Here is a 26,716-nt window from a genome sequence, read left to right on the forward strand (position 1 = left end):
CCCATTAAAGTGGTACGTGAGCTGGGTTCAGAACGTCGTGAGACAGTTCGGTCCATATCCATCGCGGGCGTAAGATACATGAGAGAGGCTGCTCCTAGTACGAGAGGACCGGAGTGGACGGACCGCCGGTGTACCAGTTGTTTCGCCAGAAGCATAGCTGGGTAGCTGCGTCCGGAAGGGATAAACGCTGAAAGCATCTAAGCGTGAAGCCCGTCTCGAGATGAAGTATCTCATAGAGTCAATCTAGTAAGACTCCTTGAAGAAGACAAGGTAGATAGGTTGGGAGTGGAAGTGCCGTAAGGCATGCAGCGGACCAATACTAATAAGTCGAGGGCTTAACTTAAGCAGCGAGTTAAGTTTGAAGGAACGAAGTGACGCGCAAACTTTTACGAGTCGCTTACTCCGAGCGAAACGCAAGTGGAGCGAGTGAGTTTCCTTTAAGCATAGCAAGCCAGTCCTAGAAAGTTCGTAACAAACACATCGCATTTCTTCTGTATAGTTTTGAGTATACATCGTTAAAGCGAGCCAAGTGGCTCGCTTTTTTTGTTTCTCTATTGTATTTTATTTTGCCCATGAAAAAAGCCTTCCCGCAGGAAGGCTGATCTTATTCTTATTGATGATTTCTGCGGGCCAGAGCACGGATGACTTTGGCGCCAGTATTGTGGATCTTGCGCAGCGGTGCAACCTTTGTGGTTATTTTCGGTTTGATTTCCTTGGCATTCCCGAAGTTGCCGCGCTTGAGGACGGTGGTCTTTGTCTTATCCGGTTTGAAGAAGTTGCGGATTTCTTTAGAGACCTGATCTGGTTCAGCGTCTTCATGACAGAGGAACACATCGAGAGCAACGTACTTCAGATCCGTATAGATATGAAGGGAAAGATGACCATCTTCGAGGAAGGCGATGAGGATGTAATGATCCTCATCAAGCTGCTTTACATCGAGCTTGACAATCTTGTGCCCACTCTGCTGCAGGGCATCTTTGAGGTTTTCCTGGATGAGTTCTATATCTGTGAGTTTATTGTTTTTGCAGTTGAATAGATCGGCCGTTAAATGACGGGCTAATATTTTCACTATTTCTTACGCTCCTTTTAATATGCTAGGATGACGATAAAACATATACATTACATTATAGTTGATTGCAGGGGATGGCGTCAAGAGGGCGCCTGTTTACCTGCCCTAACGGAAATCATAGTCGTCTTGATGAGAATTACGTTCCAACGGGTAATCCAGTTCGATGGTGTGAAGAACCAGTACGAAGTCAGGATGCGTCTCATTGATATATCTGCGGATACTCCCTTTGAACCAGCGGGGATCGATGATATCCATCTGCCTTACGCAGAGAGCCAGAAAGGGAGCCACACTGTTGGCAAAGGAGTCCTTAATCATGAGAATTTTAACATCTGCCACTTCAGGTGCAAAGTTCTCGATACGAATCAGGGAGCAATCGGCATAGTTGTAAGCCGCATAGGGATTGGAACCGTAAAAATCTTTATGCTCCAGTTCGTGCATGTCGTAGGTGATAGAAAAATCCCCATAAGTATCAATGCCCAGTCCGGGAATTTCGTAATGCAGGCAGGTGGGGAAAAGGGGATAAAGAAGCATAAAATCGTCGGGCTTAGCCAAAACGGTGGTCATCCGCTTACCCTGGCTGCCCAGGAAGTAAGCCGGATAATGTTCCTGCCGATAGCTGGCCAAAGACAGCCGGTCTTTGGGGAAAGGGATATCTCCTGCAGTTTCCAGCCATTGGGCGATATGCGTAGCTGCCCAGAGGCCGGTGGTGGGCAGCCAGTGATGGTCTGTCCGGAAGAATAACTGATGGTAAGGTGTGTCAGGAAAATCCTTGTGCATGTATGGATACAGGTCAAGGGCGGCGATACCGCGCGTCTGCAATCCCTGCAGCATTGCATCTTTTTTTTGCAGACTGAAATCCAGCTGGCCGATGAAAGTGCTATCTGTTGCCGTGTCTAGGGCAGGCGGATTGGGAACGAACAGAAATTTTGCGCCCTGCTGCTTACAAAAATCAGCTAAGGAAGCTGTTTCGTTAATGTACTCCTGAATGTCAAAGGGCAGGGTGGGGAAAAAGAGCCAGCCATCGGCCAGCATCTGTACGCTGCCGATGGTCAGCGGACGGATATTCCAGCCAATGAGCTGGTCATAGCGCCGGCCAGTTTCTACGATGTTCGTGTAACCGGGGAAATAAGTTTCGCTCCAGCTGGCAATGCGGGCCTGTTCTTCCCGTATTTTGTTTTCCTGCTGACGTATTTCTGTCAGTAAGGAGCGCTCCGGCTGTGGTTCAAGGAAAGGATAGAGACCAGCCCAGTCAATATCTTTTTCCCGAGGATGGATACGTTCGGGCAGACGCCAATTATCCCAAAGAACTAGCCTGGTCAGTGCGTTGTACCATTTACAGTGGTCAATCAGAACTACCACGGTAAACCAGCGGATAAATATCATGGCAAAAGCCAGCACTAAAAGCCCAGCGCAAAAACGCATCATATAGTCACGAATGCTCATAGCTATACCTCAAAAGTTAAAATAGATAAAGGGATTATAATTCCCCGCTACAGTAGCAATAAGGGAAAGCAGAAAGAGAATCGTAGCCAGACAAGGCTCGGCCACTGAGTGCCAACAGCGCCAGTGCGCAGCAAGCCAAGGATAGAGGGGAAGAGAAAAAGCCAGCCCCATAAGCCAGATCAGCCAGCCGTTGCTGAGAAAATGTACAGCCCGTTCATCAAAGAGCGGATTACCGGCCTGTCCCCACATCATGCTTAGATAAGACAGGCTTTGTCCAAGATCAGGAAACTGGAATATCACCCAGGCAGTAATGACAGCCAGCAACGTGTAGAGATGACCGAAAATACCAATGTGATCAGTAAAGCTGGTAAACTTTTCCAGAATCAGCAACAGGAAATAAATCAGTCCCCAAACTAAAAAGGTCCAATTGGCGCCATGCCAGAAGCCTGTCAGCGACCAAACGATAAAGAGGTTTAAGGCCAGACGTCCACGGTTGCACCGGCTGCCGCCGAGCGGAATATAGACATAGTCCCGGAACCAGGAGGACAGAGAGATATGCCAGCGGCGCCAAAATTCCGTTACACTGCGGGAAATATAGGGATAGTTGAAATTTTCCCGGAAATGGAAGCCAAACATTTGCCCCAGTCCGATGGCCATATCCGAGTAGCCGGAGAAGTCAAAGTAAATCTGAAGCGTGTAAGCGATAGCACCGAGCCAGGCTGCTGATACGGAAAGGGTCTCCTGTCCTGCTATGAAGCGGCTGTTCATAGCAATGACTGCCAGGTAATTGGCCAGCAGTACTTTTTTGGCTAAACCGTAACTGAAGCGTATCATGCCGGCGGTGAAATCCTGCCGGGTTTCCTGGCGGCTTACGATTTCCCGTTCAATGTCAGCATAACGCACAATCGGGCCGGCAATAAGCTGAGGAAACAAAGCAATGTAGAGGCCGACATGCAGCACATTCTGCTGGGCCTGAGCCTTCCCGTAATAGATATCGAGAAGATAGGAAAGAAGCTGGAAGGTAAAGAAAGAAATTCCAATGGGCAGGGCCAGCTGGATCGCAGAAAAATCTTTTTGCAGCAAAAGTCCCAGCTGAGTGGCCGCAAAGGTAAGATACTTAAAGACGAACAGCATGCTCAAATGAAAGGCGGCGCCAAGAGAAAGCCATAACTTGCGTTTCTTTGGCGTAGCTGCTGCTGTCATCCGGAGGCCAACCTGCCAGCCGGCGATGATGGAAATAAGCATCAACCAGATAAAGAAAGGCTCACCCCAGCCGTAAAAAAGAAGGCTGGCGATGAGCAATAATACATTGCGGAATTTCCGGCTTTGGCAAAATGGATTGTAGTAAAGCAGAAGTATCATTGGCAGGAATATAAACAAGAATATATTGGAAGAAAAAACCATGAAGCTTCCTCCTTCGCATATTACGTTGCATGAAAGAATCATTGGTTATGTTCTACAAAAAATAGAGAAAATCCTGCCCTGGTTTTGCAAGTGGAATCTCGTGCTGCTTTATGTTTGTGTCCAGTCTGTTAAATGGTTTGCTTGCGTGCTTTCCAGGCCAGAGCGATAAAGCATAGGAAGGCAAGCGTAAAGGCAACGAAGCTGGTGGTCTGTGCACTGGTCATGAAGGCAAGCGTCTTTTCGGCGTAATCGCCGCGGAGAAATTCAAGGCCAAAGCGAGCGGCACTGTAGAGCATGACATAGAGGGCGAAGCATTGCCCTTTGGCATGTTTGGTGCAGCGATACATGAGCAGTATGGCGAAGATGACGACGTCGAGCTGTCCCTCCCAGATCTCGGCGGGCCAGAGTGGCTGTGTGCCATAGGTATGGGCAGCCAGTGTCGTGGCAGGATAAACAATGCCAAAGGAGCTGCCAGTCGGTGCGCCGAAGGCATCACCGTTCAAGAGATTGGCACAGCGTCCCAAAGCCTGGCCGAGGATGATGGCTGGAGCTAATACGTCCATGAGATGAAGGGTGTCCAGTTTGTGATGACGGCAGTAAAGGATGCCGGCAATCACGCCGAGGGTAACGCCGCCTTGGATGGCCATGCCGCCCTGCCAGACGTTGAACAGTTCGGTCAGGTGATGGCTGTAGTAATTCCAGTCAAAAAAGAAAACGTCCCAGAGACGGGCACCGACCAAGCCGGCAATGCCACAGTATATCCCCATGTCGACAATGTGTTTTTCATAGCCGCAACGTTCCTGTTTCGCAAGGAAGTAGCCAACGCCGGTAGCCAGGATGATGGAAAGCGACAGCACAAGTCCGTAGGCGCGGACGGGGAAGTCGCCAACAAAGAAAAGATACTGATGCATATAGGCCTCCAAAAGATTCCCCAGCTGTCTGGCAGCTGGATAATTTGTCGTTGAAACACTGTTAATTATAGCTTACGCGATCAGAAAATTGAAGGATGGGATTTTGAAAAAAGAATTGAATTATGTCCTTTCGTATGGTACAATAAGTGCTGTTAACATGTAAATGCGTGGATGAAGAGAGTATGTCTTCGACGAAAGCAAAAGCGAGCCGGGGCAGGTGTGAGCCGGCAGTGAGTAGCGAGGGCAGAAAATCACTTCGGAGCAGCAGGCTGAAAGACGACGATTAGGCCGGGCCGGTATTCCCCGTTACGGAATAGCGTATGATGGTACGTGAAAAATAGGTGGTTTTAGTGTAGGTATTACAGCCTGCATCCTGTTTTGGGATGCAGGCTTTTTTCTATTATGAGGAGGAATCCGCTTTGTACAGTAAGGTAGACACCAACCTGAACTTCGTGGAACGGGAGAAGGAAGTCCTGAAGTTCTGGAAAGACAACAACATTGCCCAGAAAGCTATCGACCAGCGCGAAGGCTGCGATACGTTCACATTCTATGATGGCCCGCCGACGGCTAACGGCAAGCCCCATATCGGCCATGTCCTGACCCGCGTCATCAAGGATATGCTGCCGCGCTTCCAGTCCATGAAGGGCAAGAAGGTCCTGCGCAAAGCTGGTTGGGATACTCATGGGCTTCCGGTTGAGCTGGAGGTAGAGAAGGCTGTTGGCATCAATGGCAAGGAACAGATTGAAGAGTACGGCATCGAGCCCTTCATCAAGAAGTGCCGTGAGTCGGTCTGGAAGTACAAGGGCATGTGGGAAGAATTCTCCGATGTCGTCGGCTTCTGGGCGGATATGGACAATCCGTATATCACCTACGAGAACAACTTCATCGAGTCCGAGTGGTGGGCGCTCAAGGAAATCTGGAACAAGGGTCTCCTGTATAAGGGCTATAAGGTTGTACCGTACTGCCCGCGCTGCGGCACCCCGCTGTCGAGCCATGAGGTAGCTCAGGGCTATAAAGATGTCACTGAGCGTTCGGCGATGGTTACGTTCAAGGTAAAGGATGAGGAGAACACGTTCTTCCTCGCCTGGACGACGACGCCGTGGACGCTTCCGTCGAACCTCGCGCTCTGCGTAAATCCGGCCGTAGACTATGTGAAACTGCGCGTCAATGGCAAAGATTACATCCTCGCCGAGGCGCTGGTGGAAAAAGTATTTGAAGGCGTTGAGGGTGAGCGTGAAGTCCTTGAAAAATTCAAGGGCCAGGAGCTTGAAGGCCGCGCGTATGAGCCGCTTTATCCGTTTGCCAATGCTGCGGTTGCCAAACAGCCAGGCAAGAAGGCACATATTGTAACCTGTGATGATTATGTTACCACGGAAGATGGTACGGGTATCGTTCATCTGGCTCCGGCCTTCGGTGAAGACGATAACCGGGTCTGCCAGAAGTACAACATCGCTTTTGTCAACCTCGTCAACGGCAAGGGCGAACTGACGGAGGAGACGGATTGGGCCGGCGTATTCGTCAAGAAGGCTGATCCGATGATTCTCGAGGATTTGGAGAAGAAGGGCCTGCTCTTCAAGGCACCAGAATTCACCCATAGCTATCCGCATTGCTGGCGCTGCGATACGCCGCTGCTCTACTATGCGCGTTCGACCTGGTTCATCAAGATGACTGATGTCAAAGACGAACTCGTCGCCAACAACAACACGGTCAATTGGATCCCGAAATCCATCGGCAAGGGCCGCTTCGGCGACTGGCTCGAGCATGTCCAGGATTGGGGCCTTTCCCGTAACCGTTACTGGGGTACGCCGCTGCCGGTCTGGGAGTGCGAATGCGGTCATCAGCATACGATCGGTTCCATTGAGGAACTCAAGTCCATGTCGGACAACTGCCCGGAGGAAATCGAGCTGCATCGTCCGTTCATTGATAAAGTGACGATTAAATGCCCGCAGTGCGGCAAAGAAATGCATCGTGTATCCGAGGTTATCGACTGCTGGTTCGATTCGGGTTCCATGCCCTTTGCCCAGTGGCATTATCCGTTTGAGAACAAGGACATCTTTGAGAAGCGCTTCCCGGCTGACTTCATCTCCGAAGCTGTCGACCAGACTCGCGGCTGGTTCTACTCGCTGATGGCTATCTCGACGCTGCTGTTCCACAAAGCACCCTACAAGAATGTCATCGTTCTCGGCCATGTCCAGGATAAGGACGGCCGCAAGATGAGCAAGTCCAAGGGCAATGCCGTTGACCCGATGGATGCCCTGCGCCAGCACGGTGCCGACGCTATCCGCTGGTACTTCTATGAGAACAGTGCCCCGTGGCTGCCGAACCGCTTCCATGATGATGCGGTACAGGAAGGCCAGCGCAAATTCATGGGTACCCTCTGGAATACCTATGCTTTCTTCGTGCTTTATGCGAATATCGACCAGTTCGATGCAACGAAATACACGCTGGATTACGACAAGCTCAGCGTCATGGATAAATGGGTTCTTTCCCGTCTCAACACGATGGTCAAGGAAGTGGACAAAGACCTTTCAAGCTATCGCGTAACTGAGGCTGCCAAAGCCCTGCAGGAATTTGTGGACCAGCTCTCCAACTGGTATGTTCGTGGCAGCCGCAGCCGCTTCTGGGCTAAGGGCATGGAGCAGGATAAGATCAATGCCTATATGACGCTCTGGACGGCACTGGTCACCACGGCTAAGACGGCCGCGCCGATGGTTCCCTTCATCACGGAGTCCATCTACCGCAACCTCGTCTGCAGCATTGATGCGCAGGCACCGGAGTCCGTACATTTGGCTGACTTCCCAGTGGCAAACGACGCCTGGATTGACGAAGAGCTTGAGGCCAATATGGAACTTGTACTGGAAATCGTCGTCCTGGGCCGTGCATCCCGCAACGAGACGAATATCAAGAACCGCCAGCCGGTTGCTAACATGTTCGTCCATGCCGAGCGCGAGCTGCCGGATTTCTTCAAGAAGATTGTCGAAGATGAGCTCAACGTCAAGGCTGTGACCTTCAAGGAAGACATGGAGGAATATCTCTCCTACAGCTTCAAGCCCCAGTTCCGTGTCCTCGGACCGAAGGTTGGCAAGCAGATCGGCGAGATCAAGGCTGCCCTTGGCAAGCTCAACGGCTCTCAGGCTAAGGCCGAGCTCGACAGCACGGGGACCCTCAAATTGACGCTGTCCAGCGGCGAAGTCACGCTGACGCCGGAGGATGTTGAGGTTTCGATGGCCCAGAAAGAAGGCTTTAACTGCCAGCGTTACAACGGTGTGACGATTGCCCTGGATACGACGCTTACGGAAGAGCTGCTGGAAGAGGGCTTTGTGCGCGAGGTCATCAGCAAGGTGCAGACCATGCGCAAGGAAAACGGCTTTGAGGTCACGGACCATATCACGGTCAGCCTCAGCGGCAATGAAAAGCTTGCGAACATCGTCAAGAAGAACGAAGAGTACCTCAAGGAAATCACGCTGGCTGATACGGTTGTTTATGGCAGCCTTGCTGGTCAGGAAAAAGAATGGAATATCAATGGTGAAATGCTGACGATTGCTGTGAAGTGATCATCGGCTGATGTGGAAGGCCTTCCCAGAGGGAAGGCCTTCTTTATGGAAAACTTTTTATCGTTGGCAGGAAAAGCGGGCAGCAATAAAGAACAGTTATAGGGAGAAAAGTTAAAGGAGGTCCATACGTGCCAGAGAAAAAAGCAGAAGATAGCGTAGAACAACAGGAACATGGGCATATACATACACACGTCCTGGCAGATGGCACAACGATCAGCCATACACATGGTGCGCATGGCCATCAGCACAGCCATACGCAGACGAAGGCCGTGCTCAACCGCATGTCACGGCTCATCGGTCATCTGGAGGCCATCAAGCGCATGGTGGAAGAGGGCCGGGATTGCAGCGAGGTACTGGTGCAGCTTTCGGCGGTGCGCAGTGCGATAAATGGTGTCAGCAAGATCATCCTCAAAGATCATCTCGAGCATTGCGTTGTCGATGCCGTCAAGGAGAACGATAAAGAGGCAATCGCGCAGCTCAATAAGGCTATCGATCAATTCATGAAATAAGTGTAGGGACAGGAGGCGGAACTCATGGAACAGGTTCAGATAAAGGCGGCACTCGAGCAGGTTGGCGTGGATTATGATAAGGGATTGGAGCGCTTTATGGGAAATGTGGCGCTTTATCATAAGTTCCTGGTGAAGTTCCTTGCTGACGGCTCTTATAAGGCTTTCGTGAATGAGTTGGCCACAGAAGATCTGGGAGCGGCGGAAAAGAGCGTCCATACGCTCAAGGGCACAGCGGGCAATCTGAGTCTCATGCGGCTGTTTGCAGCGGCAGACGAGACGGTTCAGGCAATCCGTACGGGGAAGAGCCTGGATGAGATCAGGAAGCTCGCGGAACAGGTCGGTGAGTGTTATGATGAGGCCTGTCAGGCTATACGCCTGAGCATTGGCGAATAGATGCAAGCGGAGAAAGCCTCCTTCATTCTTGAGGGAGGCTTTTTGTATGGGCATTTGTGATACATGTTACGGTAAATATCCTGAAAATCCGTTATCCTAAGGTTTGTCGATTCAACAGGAAAACATTTGTGTTTTCTCTGGGAATAATGATAGAATTAAGTTGAGATTGCAAGACAGATTTCTCTTAGGAGGTTATATAATATGGCACAGAATAGAATCGTAATCAGCCAGGTTATGATGCCAAGCCAGACGAACCCGAACGGCAATGTGCATGGCGGTGAGATCATGAAGATGATGGACTCGACGGCTTATGCTGCTGCCCGCAGATATGCTCGCTCCAATGTAGTCACGGCACGTGTGGATGAGTTGGAATTCCATCTGCCGATCCTGATCGGTGACCTTGTGACCTGTACGGCGGAGATCGTATTTGTCGGCCATAGTTCCATGGAAGTGGCAGTCAATGTCGATGTCGAGGATCTCGATCAGGAGGGTAAGCCCCAGCGTGCCCTTACGGCTTATTTCACGATGGTCGCCTTGGATCGCAATTCGCGTCCAAAACCGGTGCCGCCCCTCATTCTCGACACCGAGGAGGCTAAGCGGGCCTTTGAAGAGGGTCGTGAGCGGTATGAGGCGCATAAAGAGCGGAAAAGAGTCCAGCGTGAGAAGGAAAAAGCGAGACTTGCGGCGAAGAATTCCCTCAGAGAGCCGGAAGACAATCCGCATAAGAAATAAAAATAGTTTACAGTTTTACAGATAAAAGCTTGCAAAATGTATTTTAATGTGATATTGTAGTATGCAACACAGGGAAATGCATAGCAGAGGAATAGTACGTATCGGAAAACTCCCAGGGAGTTGTCGGTTGGTGCAAGACAACAGTGGAACGATAGGGAACTCGCCTTGAAGCAGCCCGCTGAAAGCCTGAGGGCAAGTAAACCGGGACGGAGCCTGACCGTTAACGCAGGAGGACTTGATGGAGTCTGTATGAGGTGCCAATAGGCACGAATCAGAGTGGTAACACGTAAGCTAGCCTTTCGTCTCTTGGAGATGAAGGGCTTTTATTTTTAGGAGGGATTCGCAGATGATGAATTATCAGAAGTACAGCAAAGGTTATTTCATGCCGCCAGAGATTGACCTGGAATGGGCGAAGAAGGACGCGCCAGACCATGCGCCAATCTGGTGCAGCGTGGATATGCGTGATGGCAATCAGGCCCTTATCACGCCGATGAACCTTGAGGAAAAGCTGGAATTCTATAAGATGCTCATCAAAGTCGGATTCAAGGAAATCGAGGTGGGCTTCCCAGCAGCCTCTGAGACTGAGTACGAGTTCCTGCGCCGTCTGGTGGAGGATGACCTGATTCCTGATGATGTGACGATCCAGGTACTGACCCAGGCCCGGGAGCATATCATCCGCAAGACCTTTGAGGCTCTCAAGGGCGTCAAGAATGCCATTGTCCATGTCTACAACTCCACGTCGGTCGCTCAGCGCCAGCAGGTCTTCCGCAAGTCGAAGGAGGAGATCAAGCAGATGGCCGTCGATGGCGCTAAACTCCTCAAACAGCTGACCGAAGAGGCCGGTGCTGACTATCGCTTCGAGTATTCGCCCGAGTCTTTTACGGGAACGGAGCCTGAGTATGCCCTTGAGGTCTGCAATGCGGTGCTTGATGTCTGGCAGCCCACGGCTGACCGCAAGGCCATCATCAATCTGCCGGTAACGGTCGAGATGAGCATGCCCCATGTCTATGCCATGCAGGTGGCCTATATGAATAAGCACCTCAAATACCGTGAGAATGTGGTGCTGTCGCTGCATCCGCACAATGATCGCGGCTGTGGTGTCGCCGATACTGAGATGGGCCTTTTGGCTGGTGCAGACCGTGTCGAGGGCACCTTGTTCGGCAACGGTGAGCGCACGGGCAACGTGGATATCGTGACGGTGGGCATGAACATGTTTGCCCTGGGCGTCGATCCGGAGCTTGACTTCTCCCATATGTCTGAGCTGGTCGATACCTATGAGAGCCTTACCCGCATGCAGGTAAGCTATCGTCAGCCCTATGCCGGCAAGCTGGTCTTTGCCGCTTTCTCGGGCTCGCATCAGGATGCGATTGCCAAGGGCATGAAGTGGAAGGAAGAGAAGAATCCGGACAAGTGGACGCTGCCGTATCTCTATATCGATCCGAAGGACGTGGGCCGCGAGTACGATGGCGATGTCATCCGCATCAACAGCCAGTCCGGCAAGGGCGGCGTCGGTTTCATCATGGAGCAGAAATACGGGATCGAAATGCCGAAGAAGATGCGCGAGGACTTTGGCTACTGCGTCAAGGGCGTCTCGGATCACAAGCATAAGGAACTCATGCCGGATGAGATTTTCCAGATTTTCCAGAACGAGTACGTCAATGTCATGACGCCCTATGAGCTCGACGACTTCCTGCTCAAGAAAGAGCCGGACGGTACGCGCTCGGGTACGGTGGATCTCAAGATCGATGGCAAGAAGGTCACGTTCCTGGCCCGCGGCAATGGCCGTCTCGATGCGGTATCGAATGCCCTGCAGCAGAATCTCAACATCTCGTATAAGGATCTGACCTACAGCGAGCATGCGCTGGAGGTCGGGCAGAATTCCCGGGCTATGGCTTATATCGGCATCACGGCGGACAATGGTCATATCACCTGGGGCGCCGGCATGGATACCGATATCATCACGGCTTCGTTCCATGCGCTGATCAGCGCCATCAATCGCATGAAAGCGGGAAAATAAAATTTTAAAAGTATTCTTCAGCAAAAGATGATATAATGGAATCGCATTTTTCTAGGCAACTAGGCAGTATAAAGGGTGATTCCATGAAGAAGACTATTCTATCCTGTCTCCTGACGGCAGTCATCACCTTGACAGCCGCCACGACGATTTTCGTCATGGGGACAGGATATTTTATTGGCAATTATGTTGTGCATTTTGGCCTCGAGCGTGGAACTGAGGAGAATCCGCAGGAACCGCCGCGTGCCTATGCGCTGTTGATGCCGCCTGAGGCAAGGCAGTTCAATAAACCAGAGTATGAGAATGAAGAATGGGACTTGCAAGCAGCAGACGGCCTGCTGCTCAAGGCTACGCATTTCTCGCCTGAAGAGGACAGCGACCGTTGGGTGATTGTGGCCCATGGCTATGGCTGCACCCAGCAGAATTCGTGGTATATTGCGGAAAACTACCTGCTGATGGGCTACCATGTACTGACCCCAGATCTGCGGGCCTCAGGCAGCAGCGAGGGCAAATATCTGACCATGGGCTATAGAGAAGGCGAAGACATTGCTGCCTGGGCGCGGCTGATTGCTGAGCGTCATCCCAAGGCAAGGATTGTCCTGCATGGCGTGTCGATGGGCGCGGCCACGGTGCTGATTGCTGCTGCCCGTGATGACCTGCCGCCGCAGACGGTGGCCTGTATCGAGGACTGCGGGTATACGAGCGCCTTTGAGCTGCTGGTCCATCAGCTGACGGTTTCCTTCAATTTGCCGGCCTTTCCGGCGATGAACCTTTTGGATTGGCGCTGCCAAAAGGTAGCGGGCTTCAGCCTGCATGATGCCGAGCCCGTAGCAGCGGTGCGCCGGTCAAAACTGCCGATCCTGTTCATTCATGGCACGAAGGATACTTTAGTGCCGGTGGATATGGCCGAGAAATTGTTCAAAGAGGCAAGAGTGCCGGAGAAGAAACTGCTGCTGATCGACGGTGCTATCCATGCGGCGTCCTCACAGAAGGATCAGGAGCGTTATTTCCAGACGGTTCGCGACTTTGTCCAGCCGTATATGTATTGAGGAGGAACTATATGAAGGCGGTAGTTACCCGGGTAAGATCCGCGGCGGTAACGATTGAGGGAAAAGTAAACGGGAAAATCGGCCAGGGGTTCCTGGTGCTATTGGGCATCGGCCCGGAGGATGATGCGGACAAATGCGCGCATCTGGCCGAGAAGATTGCCAATGTGCGCGTGTTTTCCGATGAAGCCGGTAAGATGAATCTCAGCATCGACCAGGTGGGCGGCTCGTTTTTGGTCATCTCACAGTTCACGCTCTACGCTGATCTCAAGAAACGGCGGCCGGGATTCAGTCATGCGGCGAAGCCTGATTTGGCCGAGCCGCTCTATGAGCAGTTCATGCAGGAGCTGCGGGATAAGGGCTTTGTGGTGGAGCATGGGGAGTTCGGCGCGGATATGCAGGTGGAATCGGTCAACGATGGCCCGGTAACCCTATTGTTTGATACAGAGGAAGTGTGAGCATGAATAAAGAGTTGTTACAGAAATATGCGCAGCTTGTCGTGAAGGTGGGCGTCAATCTGCAACAGGAGCAGATCCTCGTCATCAATTCGCCCATCGAGTGTGCGGATTTTGCCCGCACGATAGCCGAGGAGGCCTTTGCCGCAGGTGCCCATGATGTCGTGGTAAGCTGGGGCGATGAGCTGCTGGCGCATATCCGCTATGCGGGGGGCAAGAAGGAGCTGTTCACGGAGTTTCCCGAGTGGCGGCGCAAGTTCTATACGGATTATGCCGAGCAGGGCGCGGCGTTCGTATCCATCTCGGCCCGTGATCCAGAAATCTTCAAGGATATCGATCCGGAAAAGCTCAAGCTCTCCCAGCAGGCGGCAGGGGCGGCGCTCTTAGAGTATCGTGCGCGCCTTATGAATAACCGCAATACCTGGTGCGTGGTCTCCGTGCCGACCAGGAGCTGGGCCCAGAAGGTCTTCCCCGCTGTGTCCGCTGATGAGGCAGTGGCAAAGCTGTGGCAGGCAATCTTTACGACGGTCCGCATCGAAGCGGGTGTCGATACGGTAGCCGCTTGGCAGGAGCATATCGCTTTCTTGCAGAAGGCCGCAAAGTTCATGAATGATAATGCCTTCGTATCCCTGCACTATACGAATGGCATCGGTACGGACCTAACGGTGGAGCTGCCCGAGGGGCATATCTGGGCTGGCGGAGCCGAGAATTCGGAGCTTGGCGTGCAGTTTGCGGCCAATATGCCGACGGAGGAAGTCTACACGCTGCCAAGGCGTGAGGGCGTGAACGGCACCGTAGCCGCCTCCAAGCCGCTGAACTTCAACGGAAATCTGATTGAAGGGTTCAAGCTGACCTTCAAGGATGGCAAGGTCGTGGATTACTCGGCAGAAAAAGGCGAGGAAATCCTCAAGGGGCTGCTCGAAACGGATGAAGGTGCGTGCTACTTAGGCGAAGTGGCGCTGGTGCCGTACGATTCGCCAATCTCGCAGAGCGGTATCCTGTTCTACAATACGCTGTTTGATGAGAATGCCTCGTGCCATCTGGCCCTGGGCAAGGCCTATCCGACCTGCATCGAGGGCGGCGAGGATATGGACAGCGTGACGCTCTTGCAGCATGGCGTCAATGACTCGCTGCTCCATGAGGATTTCATGATCGGTACACGGGATCTGGATATTGTCGGCACGACGAGGGATGGCCGTCAGGTACAGGTATTCAAGAACGGCAATTTTGCCTTTTGAATGTCAAGATGGAGGAAAATGATAATGAAAAATGAGCTTGTGCGCTCATCTATGCGCATACTGTTGGTGCTGCTGGCTGCTGTGGTCATGCTGGCCCAGCCGGAGGCGGAGGCGGCAAAGCCCGTAGCGGCGGATTTTGCCTGCCGTCAGGTGGCCCTGGGGGCCGACGAGGCGGCGGTCGAGAAGGTATTCGGCAAGCCTGTTTATGACCGTACGGTCCGCATCCAGGATATCCTGGTCAAGGAATGCGACTATGCCGATGATTACACGATCGGCTATGCCGTGGCGACTGGTGAGGTCATCGATATCATCGTCAAGAACAAGAAATACGAGGCACGTAATGGCATCCGCTATGGCGCCACGTCCGCGCTGATACAGAAGACTTTTGGCAAGCAGAAAGCGCAGAACATCAGTGGCAATAAGTTCTATATCTACGATAATCCGAAAAATAGATTCCAGCATATCATGCTGCAGGTGGATATGGACAATGGTTCCTTGAAGGTCATGCGCATTACGGCGCTGCCGATGGATGATGATGAGATCGAGGCGCTGATGCAGGCGCGTCCCGAGCTCTTCAACGAGCCTGAGGATAAGAGTATTTCGCTGAAGCTCGAAGAAAAAGAGATTGATGTATCTGATCTGCCGGCTGATAAACCGGTTAAGCTGGGAGGTTTGACGGAATGATTCAGCTGCGGATGCTGGAGCACCGCCTGCTGCGTTATGCAGGCATCACGCTGGGCTGTCTGATTGCCAGCTGCTCCATCAATCTGTTCCTGGTACCGTCGCACTTGCTGACAGGCGGCGCGACGGGCATTGCCATCATCGTTTACTATCTGGCGCAGCTGCCTATCGGTCTGCAGACCTTTGCCTATAACCTGCCGCTGCTGGCGGCGGCCTGGAAGACCTTGGGCCGTGGCTACACCTTTGATGTCATCATCGGCACGGCGATATTCTCGTTCTGCCTGGACTTCACGCGCTTCCTCAACGCCTATGCGCCGGTCAACGACATCATGCTGGCGGCAATCTTCGGCGGTGTGTTCAATGGCATTGGTTATGGCATCGTATTTCGTATGAATGGCAGCACCGGTGGCTTTGACATCATCGGTGCCATCGTCAAGAAGTATTATTCGCTCAACATGGGCGGCGTCATCTTCGGCTTCAACTGTGTGATCATGCTGGTGGCGGCCTTCTTGTTCGGCGTCGCACCGGCGATGTTCACGCTTATCTGCATGTATATGAATGCGATGGTCACCGATAAGGTCATCGCTGGTTTCAACAGCCGCAAGGCGGTGCTGATTGTCTCGAATCAATCGGAGCATATTGCGGAGGCCATCATGGAGGTGGGCCGCGGCGTCACGTTCCTGCATGGCCAGGGCGCTTTCACGCGCCGTGAGCGCAATGTCGTCTTCGTCGTCGTGACGCTTACCCAGGTGGCAAAAATCAAGATGATTGCCAATGCCATCGACAGCGATGCGTTCATGATCATCATGTCGGCCAACGAGGTCATGGGGCGCGGGTTCAGCTCCCCGGGAATACGGGCCGGCAATGTCATCAAGCGATATGAAGGGAAGGGTACTTAATGGATATTGCAGTCACGTATCTCTTGAACAGCGGATTTCTCGTGGAAATCGGCCGTACGCTGCTCGTCTTTGATGATTTCGAGGATCAGCAGGATATCGTGGGGCAGGCAATCCGTGTGGGCGGCCATGATGCGGTGTATATCTTTGCTTCCCATGCCCATTTCGATCATTTCGACGAGCATATCCTGCGCTATCAGCAGGATACTGCCCGCTATGTATTCGGCTATGACATAAGGCGGACGAAGCGCGGCCGGATGTTCCCGCAGGAAAAGGTCACCTATATGCGTCCCTATGAGGAATGGGAAGACGGCTGCCTCAAGGTGGAGTCCTATGATTCTACCGATGTCGGTGTGGCCTTCCGGGTCACGGAAAAGGCCACGGGCAAGAGCATCTTCCATGCGGGAGACTTCAACTGGTGGGACTGGACTGGCGAGACGGCGGAGAACCGCAAGCTGGCGGAAAATGCCTTCCGCAAGCAGCTGAAGAAGCTCGAAGGCATGCAGGCGGCACTGGCATTCTTCCCAGTCGATGGCCGCCTCGGTCCGATGCAGGACAAGGGCGCCCGGGAGTTTGTCCGCGTGACGGATATCGATGCGCTCATCACGATGCATGACCTCACCGAGTCTGGCTGGCAGCCGGCAGCGGACTTTTTCCCCGTAGGGCGCAGCTTTCCCGTCTGGTCGCCGCAGTATCCGGGGGAACAGCGGACGTTCCCCGTCTGAAGGATTTGTGGTTGAAATGGCAGGAGGTTATAAGGTAAAATGAAGAAGATATTGATTATGCTGCTCGCAGGCATCATGATGCTGACTGGCGGATGCCTAGCAGTGGGCAGTGCAGACAATGGAGGAAATAAGAAAGTGGCTAATCGCATTGCAGTAATCCAGACGAATAAGGGAACAATCGAGATTGAGCTGTTCGAGGACAAGACGCCGATCACGACGAAGAATTTCATCGATCTGGCACAGAAGGGCTTCTATGATGGCATCATTTTCCATCGCGTCATCGATGGGTTCATGATCCAGGGCGGCGATCCGACTGGCCTTGGTACGGGCGGCCCAGGCTACACGATCGAGGATGAGTTCCGCGATGATTTGACGTTTGATGGCGAGGGCATCCTGGCGATGGCCAATACGGGCATGCCACATACGGGCGGCAGCCAGTTCTTCATTACGCTGGCCAAGACGCCGTGGCTCAACAATCATCATACGATTTTCGGCAAGGTCGTAAAGGGCATGGATGTTGTCCGCGACATCGGCCATACGCAGACTGGCTTCCAGGATCGTCCGGTCCATGACGTCGTGATGGAGAAAGTCACCATCAAAGAAGCAGAATAATGGCTGCTGCCTACACCTATATCCTTGTATGTGGGGACGGCAGCCTCTATACCGGTTGGACGAATGACCTGGAAAAACGGGTAAAGACGCACAATGCCGGGCAGGGCGCGAAGTATACGCGCTCGCGCCTGCCTGTGCGTCTTGTCTATTTCGAGGCCTTTGCGGACAAACGCGAGGCGCAGAGCCGTGAGTATCAGATAAAGAAGCTTACGCGTGCACAGAAGCTGGCGCTCATTGACAAGGGTTCAAAAAATAATTATAATGAATTAGTTACCATAGAATAATCATATGAATTTGCAAAGGGGCGTTTCTACATGGCAGATAAAAAGGTCATGCTGACCGAAGACGGCTATAATAAACTGGTGGAAAAAGTAAACTATCTCAAGAGCGTACGCCGCATTGAGATTGCCGAGCGCCTGAAGGCAGCAATTGCCCTCGGTGACCTTTCGGAGAACTCCGAGTACGATGATGCGAAAAACGAGCAGGCCTTCCTCGAGGGTGAGATCCAGGAACTCGAGGCTAAGATCCGCAACTCGGACATCATCAAAGCTGGCAGCGGCGATGTCGTCCAGATGGGCTCGAAGGTTGTCGTCCTCGATGTGGAATTCGCCGAGGATGGTCCGCAGACGTTCATGATTGTCGGTTCGACGGAGGCTGATCCGGACGAGGGCAAGATTTCCAATGAGAGCCCGCTCGGTCAGGCGCTTCTGGGTCAGAAGGTCGGCACGACGGTTGACGTGCATGCGCCGGCTGGCATCATCCAGTACAAGATTGAAGAAATCAAAGGCTAAGAATCGCAGGAATAGATAGGAGAATTCGCTTTTATGGCAGAGAATAAGGAAAATCAGCAGGGCCAGGAGCAGGATCTCAACGAGATGCTCAAGGTCCGCCGCGAGAAGATGGAAGCGTTCAAGGAAATCGGTGTAGCTCCGTTCGGCCATCGCTATGAGGTCACGGACTATGCTGCCGACATCAAGGCAGAGCACGATGGACTTGAAGGCGACGAAGAGGGCCCGGAAGTCTATATCGCCGGCCGCCTTATGGCTATCCGTGGCCATGGCAAGGCTTCGTTCTGCACGCTCAACGACCGCACGGGTAACATCCAGGTCTACTTCAAGGTCGACGTGCTCGGCGAGGAGAAGTACAAGCAGCAGTTCCGCAAGCTCGATATCGGCGATATCGTCGGCATCCGTGGTGTCGTGTTCAAGACGCATCGCGGCGAGGTCACGGTACGTGTTGAAGACTTCGATCTGCTGAGCAAATCCCTGCGTCCGCTGCCGGAGAAATTCCATGGCCTGCAGGACGTCGATATCCGCTATCGCCAGCGCTATCTCGATCTCATCATGAACCAGGACGTCCGCGATACGTTCCGCAAGCGCACGCAGATCATCCGCGCTGTCCGCGAGTACCTCGATGCGCGTGATTATCTTGAGGTGGAGACGCCGGTCCTGTCGACGATTGCCGGTGGTGCAGCGGCCCGTCCGTTCATCACCCATCACAACACGCTGGGCATTGACCTCTACCTGCGCATTGCCACGGAGCTCAACCTCAAGCGCTTGATCGTCGGCGGCCTTGACCGTGTCTATGAGATCGGCCGCATCTTCCGCAACGAGGGCATGGACGTCCGTCACAATCCGGAGTTCACGTCCATCGAGTTCTATCAGGCCTTTGCTGACTATCAGGACATGATGGACCTGACTGAGGGCATCGTGGCCAATGCCGCAGAGAAAGTCCTCGGCACGACGGTCATCAACTACCAGGGCGTCGATATCGACCTTTCGAAGGTAAAACGCATCAGCATGAACGATGCGGTAAAAGAGGCTACGGGCAAAGACTTCATGGCTTGCGAGACGGTCGAAGAGGCCCGCAAGCTGGCGGATGAAATCGGTGTGCCGTACGAACAGCGTCACGGCATCGGCGGCATCCTCAACGCTGCTTTCGAGGAGAAGGTGGAAGAGACGCTCATGCAGCCGACCTTTATCACGGGCCATCCGACGGAGATCTCGCCGCTGGCAAAACGCAACGCTGACGACCCGCGCATCACGGACCGTTTCGAGTTCTTCATCTACGGCCGCGAGCTGGCCAATGGCTTCACGGAGCTCAACGACCCGATCGACCAGAAGGGCCGTTTCGAGGATCAGCTCAAGCAGCGTGAAGCTGGCGACGATGAAGCCCATGGCATGGACGAAGACTTCGTCACGGCCCTGGAGTACGGCCTGCCGCCGACGGGCGGTGTCGGCATCGGCATCGACCGTCTTGTCATGCTGCTGACCGATGCTGCTTCGATTCGCGATGTCCTGCTGTTCCCGACGATGAAACCGCTGGGGATGCCGGCACCGCTGGCTGAGGCTCCGGCAACGGTTGCCCCGGAGAAAATCGACTTCTCGAAAGTCGAAGTCGAGCCACTCTACGAGGATATGGTCGACTTCGATACGTTCTGCAAATGCGATTTCCGCGCGGTGAAGGTCAAAGACTGCGTTGCTGTCAAGAAGAGCAAGAAGCTCCTGCAGTTCACCCTTGATGATGGCACGGGTACGGATCGCACGATTCTTTCCGGCATCCATGCCTTCTACGAGCCGGAACAGCTCATCGGCAAGACGCTCATGGCCATCGTCAACCTGCCGCCGCGTGCCATGATGGGCATCGAGTCCTGTGGCATGCTGATTTCCGCCGTCCACACGGAGGAAGGCGAGGAGAAACTGCACCTGCTGCAGCTTGACCCGCATATCCCGGCTGGCGCAAAGATGTGCTAACTGGTCAAAATTGACATTTGACAATTGACAAATGACCGGTCAAATCTGATTTATGATTTGACCGGTCATTTTTGCTAGGAACCCCCTTGAGGAACGGTCAGGATATGGAGAGTATGCTATAATAAAAATATCCAGATTCGCGAAAAGGACGTGACAATCATGGCAAGAGTATTCTCGGAAGATTCGCGCGTAAAGATTCCGGCGCTGCTGCATTTTACCCGTCTGGGCTACCGGTATCGGCGGTTGAAAGATATTCGTGCACAGTTGGACTTTGAAACGAATATTGACAGACAGATGCTTCGTGAGGCTATGAACAGGTTGAATCCGTCTTTGCTTGCCGAGCCGTTGACCGATGAAGAGTTTCAGGTTATTTTAGCGGAACTTACGGACAGCTTGGCTGGTGATGACCTCGGAAAAGCATTCTTTGTGAAATTGCAGCAGGGAATAGTCTGCCGTGGGGAGACTATGCGGCTTATTGATTTTGACCAGTCGGCGGAAAATGACTGGTCAGTAGTAACGGAGCTGCCCTGCTTGGTTGACCGGTCAAGTGAGACGGGGAGCTTTCGTCCGGATATCACGGTATTTATCAATGGTCTGCCCTTGGCATTCTGCGAGGTGAAGATTCCGAATAACCTCAAGGGAATGCAGGCAGAGTATGAGCGCATGAACAAGCGCACGAGCAATGTGAAGTATCGCCGGTTCCTCAATATCACACAGCTTATGGTATTTTCCAATAACATGGAGTATGACGATACAGAAGTTGTGCCGATTTCGGGAGCTTTTTATGCGACGAATGGGCGTGGACATTTATTCTTCAGTCACTTTCGCGAAGAAGATAAAGCTATCTATGATGGTGTAGCGGCACTGGAACCAGAGGTTGAGTCGCTGGTCTTGCAGGATACGAATATGGCAATCCTCAAGGGACGCTCGGATTATGTGCTCAATTGCAATCCAATGACACCGACTAATCGGATATTGACTTCGTTATTCATTAAGGAACGCTTCCTTTGGCTGCTGCATTATGGGATTACCTATGTTGAGAAGGTAAATGACAAAGGTGTTGTAGAGCTGGCTAAGCACTTGATGCGTTATCAGCAATTCTTTGGTGCTGGGGCGATTGCGCGTAAAGTGGAACAATTGCGGCAAGGAGACAGCGGGGGTTCTGCTGATATTTGCTGCATCGATGGAGGCAACAATCTGGAGCTTGCGGCAGAACTGCCGCATTATGGCAGCAACAATAGCGGGAAGAAACGTCAGGCGCGTGGGGGTGTGATTTGGCATACCCAGGGAAGCGGCAAGACGGAACTGGCTTTTTATAATGTCCATATCCTGTCAGACTTTTATGCAGCGCATCGCATGGTTGCCAAGTTCTATTTCATTGTTGACCGGCTGGACCTCATGCAACAGGCGGCAGATGAATTCCGCGCCCGTGGCTTGAATGTCGTGGAAATCGGTACGCGTGCTGAGTTCACGGAAAATATACAGAGTACCAGTGAACAGACACTTACTGGTGGTCTGGTCATGAATGTAGTCAACATCCAGAAGTTTGGCGACGATGCCGTAACGAAAGAGCCTGACTACAATGTGAATATCCAGCGTGTCTATTTTATCGATGAAGTTCATCGTGATTATCGTGCGGATGGTTCGTTCTTGGCGCGGCTCGTAAATTCTGATCGCAGGGCAATCATGTTTGGGCTTACAGGAACGCCGCTTATCGGCAAAGTGCGGACGAAGGATCTCTTCGGTGACTATATCCATAAATACTATTACAATCAGTCTATTGCTGATGGTTATACGTTGCGGCTTATCCGTGAGGGCATCAAGACGGAGTATCGGCTGCAGCTGAATGCGGTGTTGGATAAGCTCAGCGAGGAAGTCAGAAAAGGGCTTATCCAGAAGAAGGATTTGACCTGTCATGAGAATTATGTGAACCCATTGGTCGACTATATCGAAGAAGATTTCACTGGCTCGCGGCTGCTGTTAGGGGATGGTACCATCGGCGCGATGGTGGTGGCAGATTCCAGCCAGCAGGCGCAGGCAATCTATGAGGAGCTGAGCAAGCGTGGCACGTTCCGTGCGGCACTGGTGCTTTCGACCATCGGCGAGACGAAGGAAGAACTCAGGGAGAAAAGGGATGCCTTCAAGCGGGGCGAGGTCGATATCCTTGTAGTATTCAATATGCTGTTGACAGGCTTTGATGCTCCGCGCTTGAAGAAACTCTATCTCGGCCGCGTCATACGCGACCACGGTCTGCTCCAATGCCTGACCCGTGTCAATCGTCCTTATCATCAGCTGCGTTACGGCTATGTGGTGGACTTTGCTGATATTCGGGCAGCCTTTGACAAGACGAATCAGGCGTATCTGGCCGAGCTGCAGGGTGAGCTTGGCGATGACTTCGAGCAGTTCTCCAGCATCTTCAAGACGCCAGAGGAAATCAATGAAGATTTGCGGCAAATACATGATAAGCTCTTTTCCTTTGATACCGATAATCTGGAGAACTTCCAGCGGCAGATTTCCACCATCGAGAATAAGGATGAAGTGATGGAACTGCGCCGTGCCTTGGCGCTATACAAGGAACTCTACAATCTCGCGCAGTTGTTTGGCTATGAGGAGCTGGTGGCAAGTCTTGATCGTGACAAGATACGCACGTTGTATCAATTGACGGAACAACGCTTGCAATTGCTGCGGGACAAGGAGGCTCTACAAGCCCCAGAGGACATTGATAGTCTGGTAGAGCTGGCAACGCAGGATCTCCAGTTTTCTTTCCGCAAGATAAGTGAGGGAGAACTTTCCTTAGCAGATGCTTTTGCCAGCAAGAGACGGCAGACGATTGGTGAGTTCGGACGCAACCAGGATAAGAAAGACCCTGAATTTCTGAAGCTTTGGGAGGAACTGCGGCGGATTCTCGAAGGGCACGATATCCAAGAGATGACGCTGGAGGAAATGCAGGCACAGGATAAGCAGCTAGAAATCCTGCGCCAGAAAATGCATGACCTCAATGCGGCAAACAGCAGGCTGACTGAACGCTATAGCGGCGACCAGCGCTACATGCGGCTGCACAAGAATCTGTTGCGTGACGGTCTTATCGCGTCGCCGAGCCTCTTGTATGATTTCCTGCAGGATATGAAGTCTTTTATCGACGACAGCCTGCTGCATAAGGATACGATACTTGCGAATGAGAATTTCTTTGTCCAGACTTTGTGGCGGGAAATCAAGCAGGAACTGAGCGGCAAACTGCCGCTGAATGCTGGAATCGTGAAGGCTATCGGCAATGAAATCAAAAACGAATACATCCAGTAAGGAGAATATATGCAATTACAATCTGAAAAACAAATCATCTACAGTCTTATAGATGACCTCAAAGCCATTTGCTCGAACTATGGTCTGGGCAACAGCGGCAATGAGTATAAAATCATCACGGAGACATTCCTTTATAAATTCCTCAATGATAAATTCCTTGCTGGCATCAAAGAGCTGCCAGATTTTACGGGCAAGTCGACGAAAGAGTGTGAACAGCAGCTATCTGACATGTCAGAAGACGACTTCGAGTTCCTGATGATGGACTTAGACCCGCGCGTTGCGCGTATCCGGCCTGAAGATTCTATCAGCAGCCTGTTCTCGCGCAAGGGAGAGGAAGGGTTCCATACTACCTTTGATAATGCCTTGCTCCATATCGCCGAAGGGAACAAAGAAGTATTCTCCGTGGCCGCAGGTGCACAGAATCGTGTGCGGCTCTTTGATACTCTGTCAAATCTCGTCACGGAAGTCGAGCGGCAGGACGATTTCTGCCGGGCCATCATCAATAAACTCAATGCTCAGAGCTTCGATGCTGTTTTCCAGCAGAAGTACGATTTCTATGCGGATATCTTTGAGTATCTTATCAAGGATTATAACAAGGACAGCGGCCAGTATGCCGAGTATTATACGCCCCATTCCATCGCCCAGATTATCGCTAGAATCATTGCCCCGGAGGGCGCACAGAATGTCAGCATCTATGACCCTGCCGCTGGTTCGGGAACGCTGGTACTGACCCTGGCTGAACAGATTGGCGAGGAGAACTGTACCGTCTACACCCAGGACATCAGTCAGAAATCCAACGAAGTCCTGCGGCTGAACCTTATCCTCAACAATCTCGTCGATAGCCTGCCTCATGTCATTCAGGATGATACCTTGGTTCGTCCCCGCCATCTGGCCGATGACGGCAAGAGCATCGAGAAGTTTGACTACATCGTCAGCAATCCGCCCTTCAATACCGACTTCAGCGAAACCCGCGACCAGCTGGCAGGCGAAGGCTACCAAAAGCGATTCTTTGCCGGCGTCCCCAATGTGCCCAAGAAGAAAAAAGAAAGCATGGCCATCTATCAGATGTTTCTGCAGCATATCATTGTCAGCATGAAAGAGGGGAAGGGCAAAGCCGCCATTGTCGTGCCCACAGGCTTCCTGACCGCCGCCACGGGCATTCCTTACAAGATTCGTCAGCACATCGTCAAGAAAAAACTCCTGCGCGGTGTGGTTTCCATGCCCAGCAATATCTTCGCCAACACGGGCACTAATGTCTCCGTGGTATTCCTCGATGCCGCTGGTACAGAGGACGAAAAAGTCCTGCTGGTTGACGCGTCAAATATGGGTGAAAAAGTCAAGCTCGAAGGAACCAAGAACCAGCGCACCTATCTGAGCAAAGAAGAGATGGAGCAAATCGTCACCACCATGAACGAGCGCCAGGAAATCGACGATTTCAGCGTCCTTGTCAGCCTCAAGGACATTGAGCAGAAGAAATGCTCCTTCTCCGCAGGGCAGTATTTTAAGGTCAAGATTGAATACGTTGACCTGACCACGGAAGAATTCCAACAGAAAATGGCTGATTATGAACAGCAGCTTAAAACATACTTCGATGAAGGGCATAAGCTCGAAGAAGAAATCCTTAAAGGACTGGGAGAGTTGAAGTATGAGTAAAACTCCAATACGTGAATACTTAGACGGATATGGTGATGGCATTCATGGAACGCCAATATATGCAGATGATGGAGAATATTATTTTATTAATGGTAATAATATCAAGGATGGCAAGATTATCGTTGATGATAATACTCTGAAAATATCTAAGCAAGAGTATGAAAAAATTAAAAGACCTTTGAGTGATAATAGTCTATTGATTTCAATAAATGGAACATTAGGAAATATTGGCGTTTACAAGGGGGAGAAAATAGCATTAGGGAAAAGTGCTTGCTATTTGAATGTAAAGGATATTTGTAATAAATATTTTGTGAAATATTTATTGAGTACGAAAGAATTTCAAAAGTATATTATGCTGGTTGCACATGGTTCAACGATTAAGAATTTAGCACCCAGTCAAATCGCTGATTATGTACCAGAATTGCCAGATGATATAAATGCAGATAAAGTAGCATCACTGTTGAAGAGTATAGATGATAAAATAGAAAACAATGTACAAATAAACAAGAGTTTAGAATTCATGGCCAAGACTCTCTACGACTACTGGTTCGTCCAATTCGATTTTCCCGATGTCAACGGCCGCCCCTACAAAACCAGCGGTGGCAAGATGGTATGGAATGAAGAACTAGGCAGAGAGATTCCAGCAGGGTGGGAAACTGGACAGGTGAGTGATTTAGGTGATGTAGTTGCTGGGGGAACACCTAGTACAGAACATCCAGAGTATTTTATACTTGATGGAATAGCTTGGATTACTCCGAAGGATATGTCCTTATTGGATGGCAAGTATATTTTCCATGGAGCAACGGACATATCAGAAGAAGGCTTGAAAAACAGTTCCGCTAAACTGATGCCAGCAGGTTCGGTGGTATACACAACTAGAGCACCTATTGGTTATGTTGCTGTGGCTGGAAATGATGTTTGTACAAATCAGGGATTCAAGTCTGTGGTGCCGAAAGAACATATAGGGACTGAGTTTGTGTATTACACATTGAAGTCACTAGAAGAGCACTTCAAAAATGTTGGAAATGGCTCTACCTTTAGTGAGGTATCTAAAGAAACTTTTTCAACAGTTCCTATATGTATCCCACCGCAAGAGATAATCAGGGAATTTAGGACTCTTGTCAATAAATGGAGTCATATGCAAAAGAAGACGCAGTTGGAAAATAGAAAACTCATTGATTTGCGAGATTTTCTTCTCCCGATGCTAATGAACGGTCAAGTCACATTCTGTTCATAGTGTTGATTAGAAAGGAGTGAGCACAATGTCAGTATCAATATTTACCATTGAGAATATAACAGCCTTGGTTAAACCTTTGGCTTAAAAGTAT

General features: G+C 51.5%; 22 protein-coding genes, 1 rRNA gene and 1 other annotated feature. Of the genes, 19 read left to right on the forward strand and 4 right to left on the reverse strand.

Translation table 11 applies throughout. From position 1 onward, the window contains the following. Positions 1-343 (forward strand): 23S ribosomal RNA (locus BM322_RS11420); the annotation flags it as partial. Positions 344-610: 267 nt separating this feature from the next. On the opposite strand, the gene speD is transcribed toward BM322_RS11420, so the two are convergent. The 4 genes from speD to lgt all read right to left on the reverse strand — a co-directional run bounded on the left by speD (position 611) and on the right by lgt (position 4,827). Beyond that, entirely contained in the window at positions 611-1,069 is a 459-nt protein-coding gene (speD, locus tag BM322_RS11425) for an adenosylmethionine decarboxylase (protein WP_075430584.1), read from the reverse strand. Between the two features lie 105 nt (positions 1,070-1,174). After that, positions 1,175-2,512, reverse strand: a complete 1,338-nt coding sequence (locus tag BM322_RS11430; protein ID WP_075430587.1) for a DHHW family protein — start codon at positions 2,510-2,512, stop codon at positions 1,175-1,177. 9 nt (positions 2,513-2,521) lie between these two features. Beyond that, complete coding sequence (locus BM322_RS11435; protein WP_075430589.1) at positions 2,522-3,916, reverse strand: MBOAT family protein; 1,395 nt, start codon at positions 3,914-3,916, stop codon at positions 2,522-2,524. 128 nt (positions 3,917-4,044) lie between these two features. Next, positions 4,045-4,827 (reverse strand): prolipoprotein diacylglyceryl transferase, encoded by a 783-nt coding sequence (gene lgt / locus BM322_RS11440; RefSeq protein ID WP_075430591.1) that lies wholly within the window; start codon positions 4,825-4,827, stop codon positions 4,045-4,047. A gap of 419 nt (positions 4,828-5,246) precedes the next feature. Here lgt and ileS point away from each other — a divergent pair, with 419 nt between their 5' ends. From ileS to BM322_RS11530, 18 genes are all read left to right on the forward strand, one after another. Beyond that, positions 5,247-8,381, forward strand: coding sequence for an isoleucine--tRNA ligase (ileS, locus tag BM322_RS11445; RefSeq protein ID WP_075430593.1), 3,135 nt, complete (start codon positions 5,247-5,249; stop codon positions 8,379-8,381). 128 nt (positions 8,382-8,509) lie between these two features. Further along, entirely contained in the window at positions 8,510-8,890 is a 381-nt protein-coding gene (locus BM322_RS11450; protein WP_177220876.1) for a metal-sensing transcriptional repressor, read from the forward strand. Between the two features lie 24 nt (positions 8,891-8,914). Then, a complete protein-coding gene (locus BM322_RS11455) occupies positions 8,915-9,283 on the forward strand; it encodes an Hpt domain-containing protein (RefSeq protein ID WP_075430595.1) in 369 nt (122 codons plus the stop codon). Between the two features lie 201 nt (positions 9,284-9,484). Continuing rightward, on the forward strand, positions 9,485-10,015 hold the full coding sequence (locus BM322_RS11460; RefSeq protein ID WP_075430597.1) for an acyl-CoA thioesterase: 531 nt from the start codon (positions 9,485-9,487) through the stop codon (positions 10,013-10,015). 72 nt (positions 10,016-10,087) lie between these two features. Then, positions 10,088-10,325, forward strand: a binding site (T-box leader). 39 nt (positions 10,326-10,364) lie between these two features. Continuing rightward, positions 10,365-12,032, forward strand: a complete 1,668-nt coding sequence (locus tag BM322_RS11465; protein ID WP_075430659.1) for a 2-isopropylmalate synthase — start codon at positions 10,365-10,367, stop codon at positions 12,030-12,032. Positions 12,033-12,115: 83 nt separating this feature from the next. Continuing rightward, positions 12,116-13,078, forward strand: a complete 963-nt coding sequence (locus BM322_RS11470; RefSeq protein WP_075430599.1) for an alpha/beta hydrolase — start codon at positions 12,116-12,118, stop codon at positions 13,076-13,078. An 11-nt stretch (positions 13,079-13,089) separates the two neighbouring features. Then, the gene (gene dtd, locus BM322_RS11475) at positions 13,090-13,533 is read left to right on the forward strand and encodes a D-aminoacyl-tRNA deacylase (RefSeq protein WP_075430601.1); all 444 of its coding nucleotides are present in this window, start codon (positions 13,090-13,092) and stop codon (positions 13,531-13,533) included. Between the two features lie 2 nt (positions 13,534-13,535). Beyond that, on the forward strand, positions 13,536-14,768 hold the full coding sequence (locus tag BM322_RS11480) for an aminopeptidase (protein ID WP_075430603.1): 1,233 nt from the start codon (positions 13,536-13,538) through the stop codon (positions 14,766-14,768). Between the two features lie 24 nt (positions 14,769-14,792). Continuing rightward, positions 14,793-15,452, forward strand: coding sequence for a hypothetical protein (locus tag BM322_RS11485; RefSeq protein ID WP_075430605.1), 660 nt, complete (start codon positions 14,793-14,795; stop codon positions 15,450-15,452). Continuing rightward, positions 15,449-16,348 carry a YitT family protein gene (locus BM322_RS11490; protein ID WP_075430607.1) on the forward strand — a complete coding sequence of 300 codons (900 nt, stop codon included), beginning with the start codon at positions 15,449-15,451 and terminating at the stop codon, positions 16,346-16,348. The genes BM322_RS11485 and BM322_RS11490 overlap by 4 nt, the downstream gene beginning before the upstream one ends. Next, entirely contained in the window at positions 16,348-17,070 is a 723-nt protein-coding gene (locus BM322_RS11495) for an MBL fold metallo-hydrolase (protein ID WP_075430609.1), read from the forward strand. Before BM322_RS11490 ends, BM322_RS11495 begins: the two co-directional genes overlap by 1 nt. 39 nt (positions 17,071-17,109) lie before the next feature. Further along, entirely contained in the window at positions 17,110-17,682 is a 573-nt protein-coding gene (locus BM322_RS11500; RefSeq protein WP_075430611.1) for a peptidylprolyl isomerase, read from the forward strand. Continuing rightward, positions 17,682-17,966, forward strand: a complete 285-nt coding sequence (locus tag BM322_RS11505) for a GIY-YIG nuclease family protein (protein WP_075430613.1) — start codon at positions 17,682-17,684, stop codon at positions 17,964-17,966. The genes BM322_RS11500 and BM322_RS11505 overlap by 1 nt, the downstream gene beginning before the upstream one ends. A 30-nt stretch (positions 17,967-17,996) precedes the next feature. Then, positions 17,997-18,473, forward strand: coding sequence for a transcription elongation factor GreA (gene greA / locus BM322_RS11510; protein WP_075430615.1), 477 nt, complete (start codon positions 17,997-17,999; stop codon positions 18,471-18,473). Positions 18,474-18,506: 33 nt separating this feature from the next. Next, positions 18,507-20,435 (forward strand): lysine--tRNA ligase, encoded by a 1,929-nt coding sequence (lysS, locus tag BM322_RS11515; protein ID WP_075430617.1) that lies wholly within the window; start codon positions 18,507-18,509, stop codon positions 20,433-20,435. 159 nt (positions 20,436-20,594) lie between these two features. Further along, positions 20,595-23,735: a type I restriction endonuclease subunit R gene (locus BM322_RS11520; protein ID WP_075430619.1), complete on the forward strand. Its 3,141-nt coding sequence runs from the start codon at positions 20,595-20,597 to the stop codon at positions 23,733-23,735. A 9-nt stretch (positions 23,736-23,744) separates the two neighbouring features. Beyond that, positions 23,745-25,388, forward strand: a complete 1,644-nt coding sequence (locus BM322_RS11525; RefSeq protein ID WP_075430621.1) for a class I SAM-dependent DNA methyltransferase — start codon at positions 23,745-23,747, stop codon at positions 25,386-25,388. Then, positions 25,381-26,625, forward strand: coding sequence for a restriction endonuclease subunit S (locus tag BM322_RS11530; RefSeq protein ID WP_075430623.1), 1,245 nt, complete (start codon positions 25,381-25,383; stop codon positions 26,623-26,625). Before BM322_RS11525 ends, BM322_RS11530 begins: the two co-directional genes overlap by 8 nt. The last annotated feature ends 91 nt before the right edge of the window (positions 26,626-26,716 follow it).

The organism is Selenomonas sp. GACV-9 (genome assembly GCA_900116485.1).
Taxonomy (GTDB): domain Bacteria; phylum Bacillota; class Negativicutes; order Selenomonadales; family Selenomonadaceae; genus Selenomonas_A; species Selenomonas_A ruminantium_G.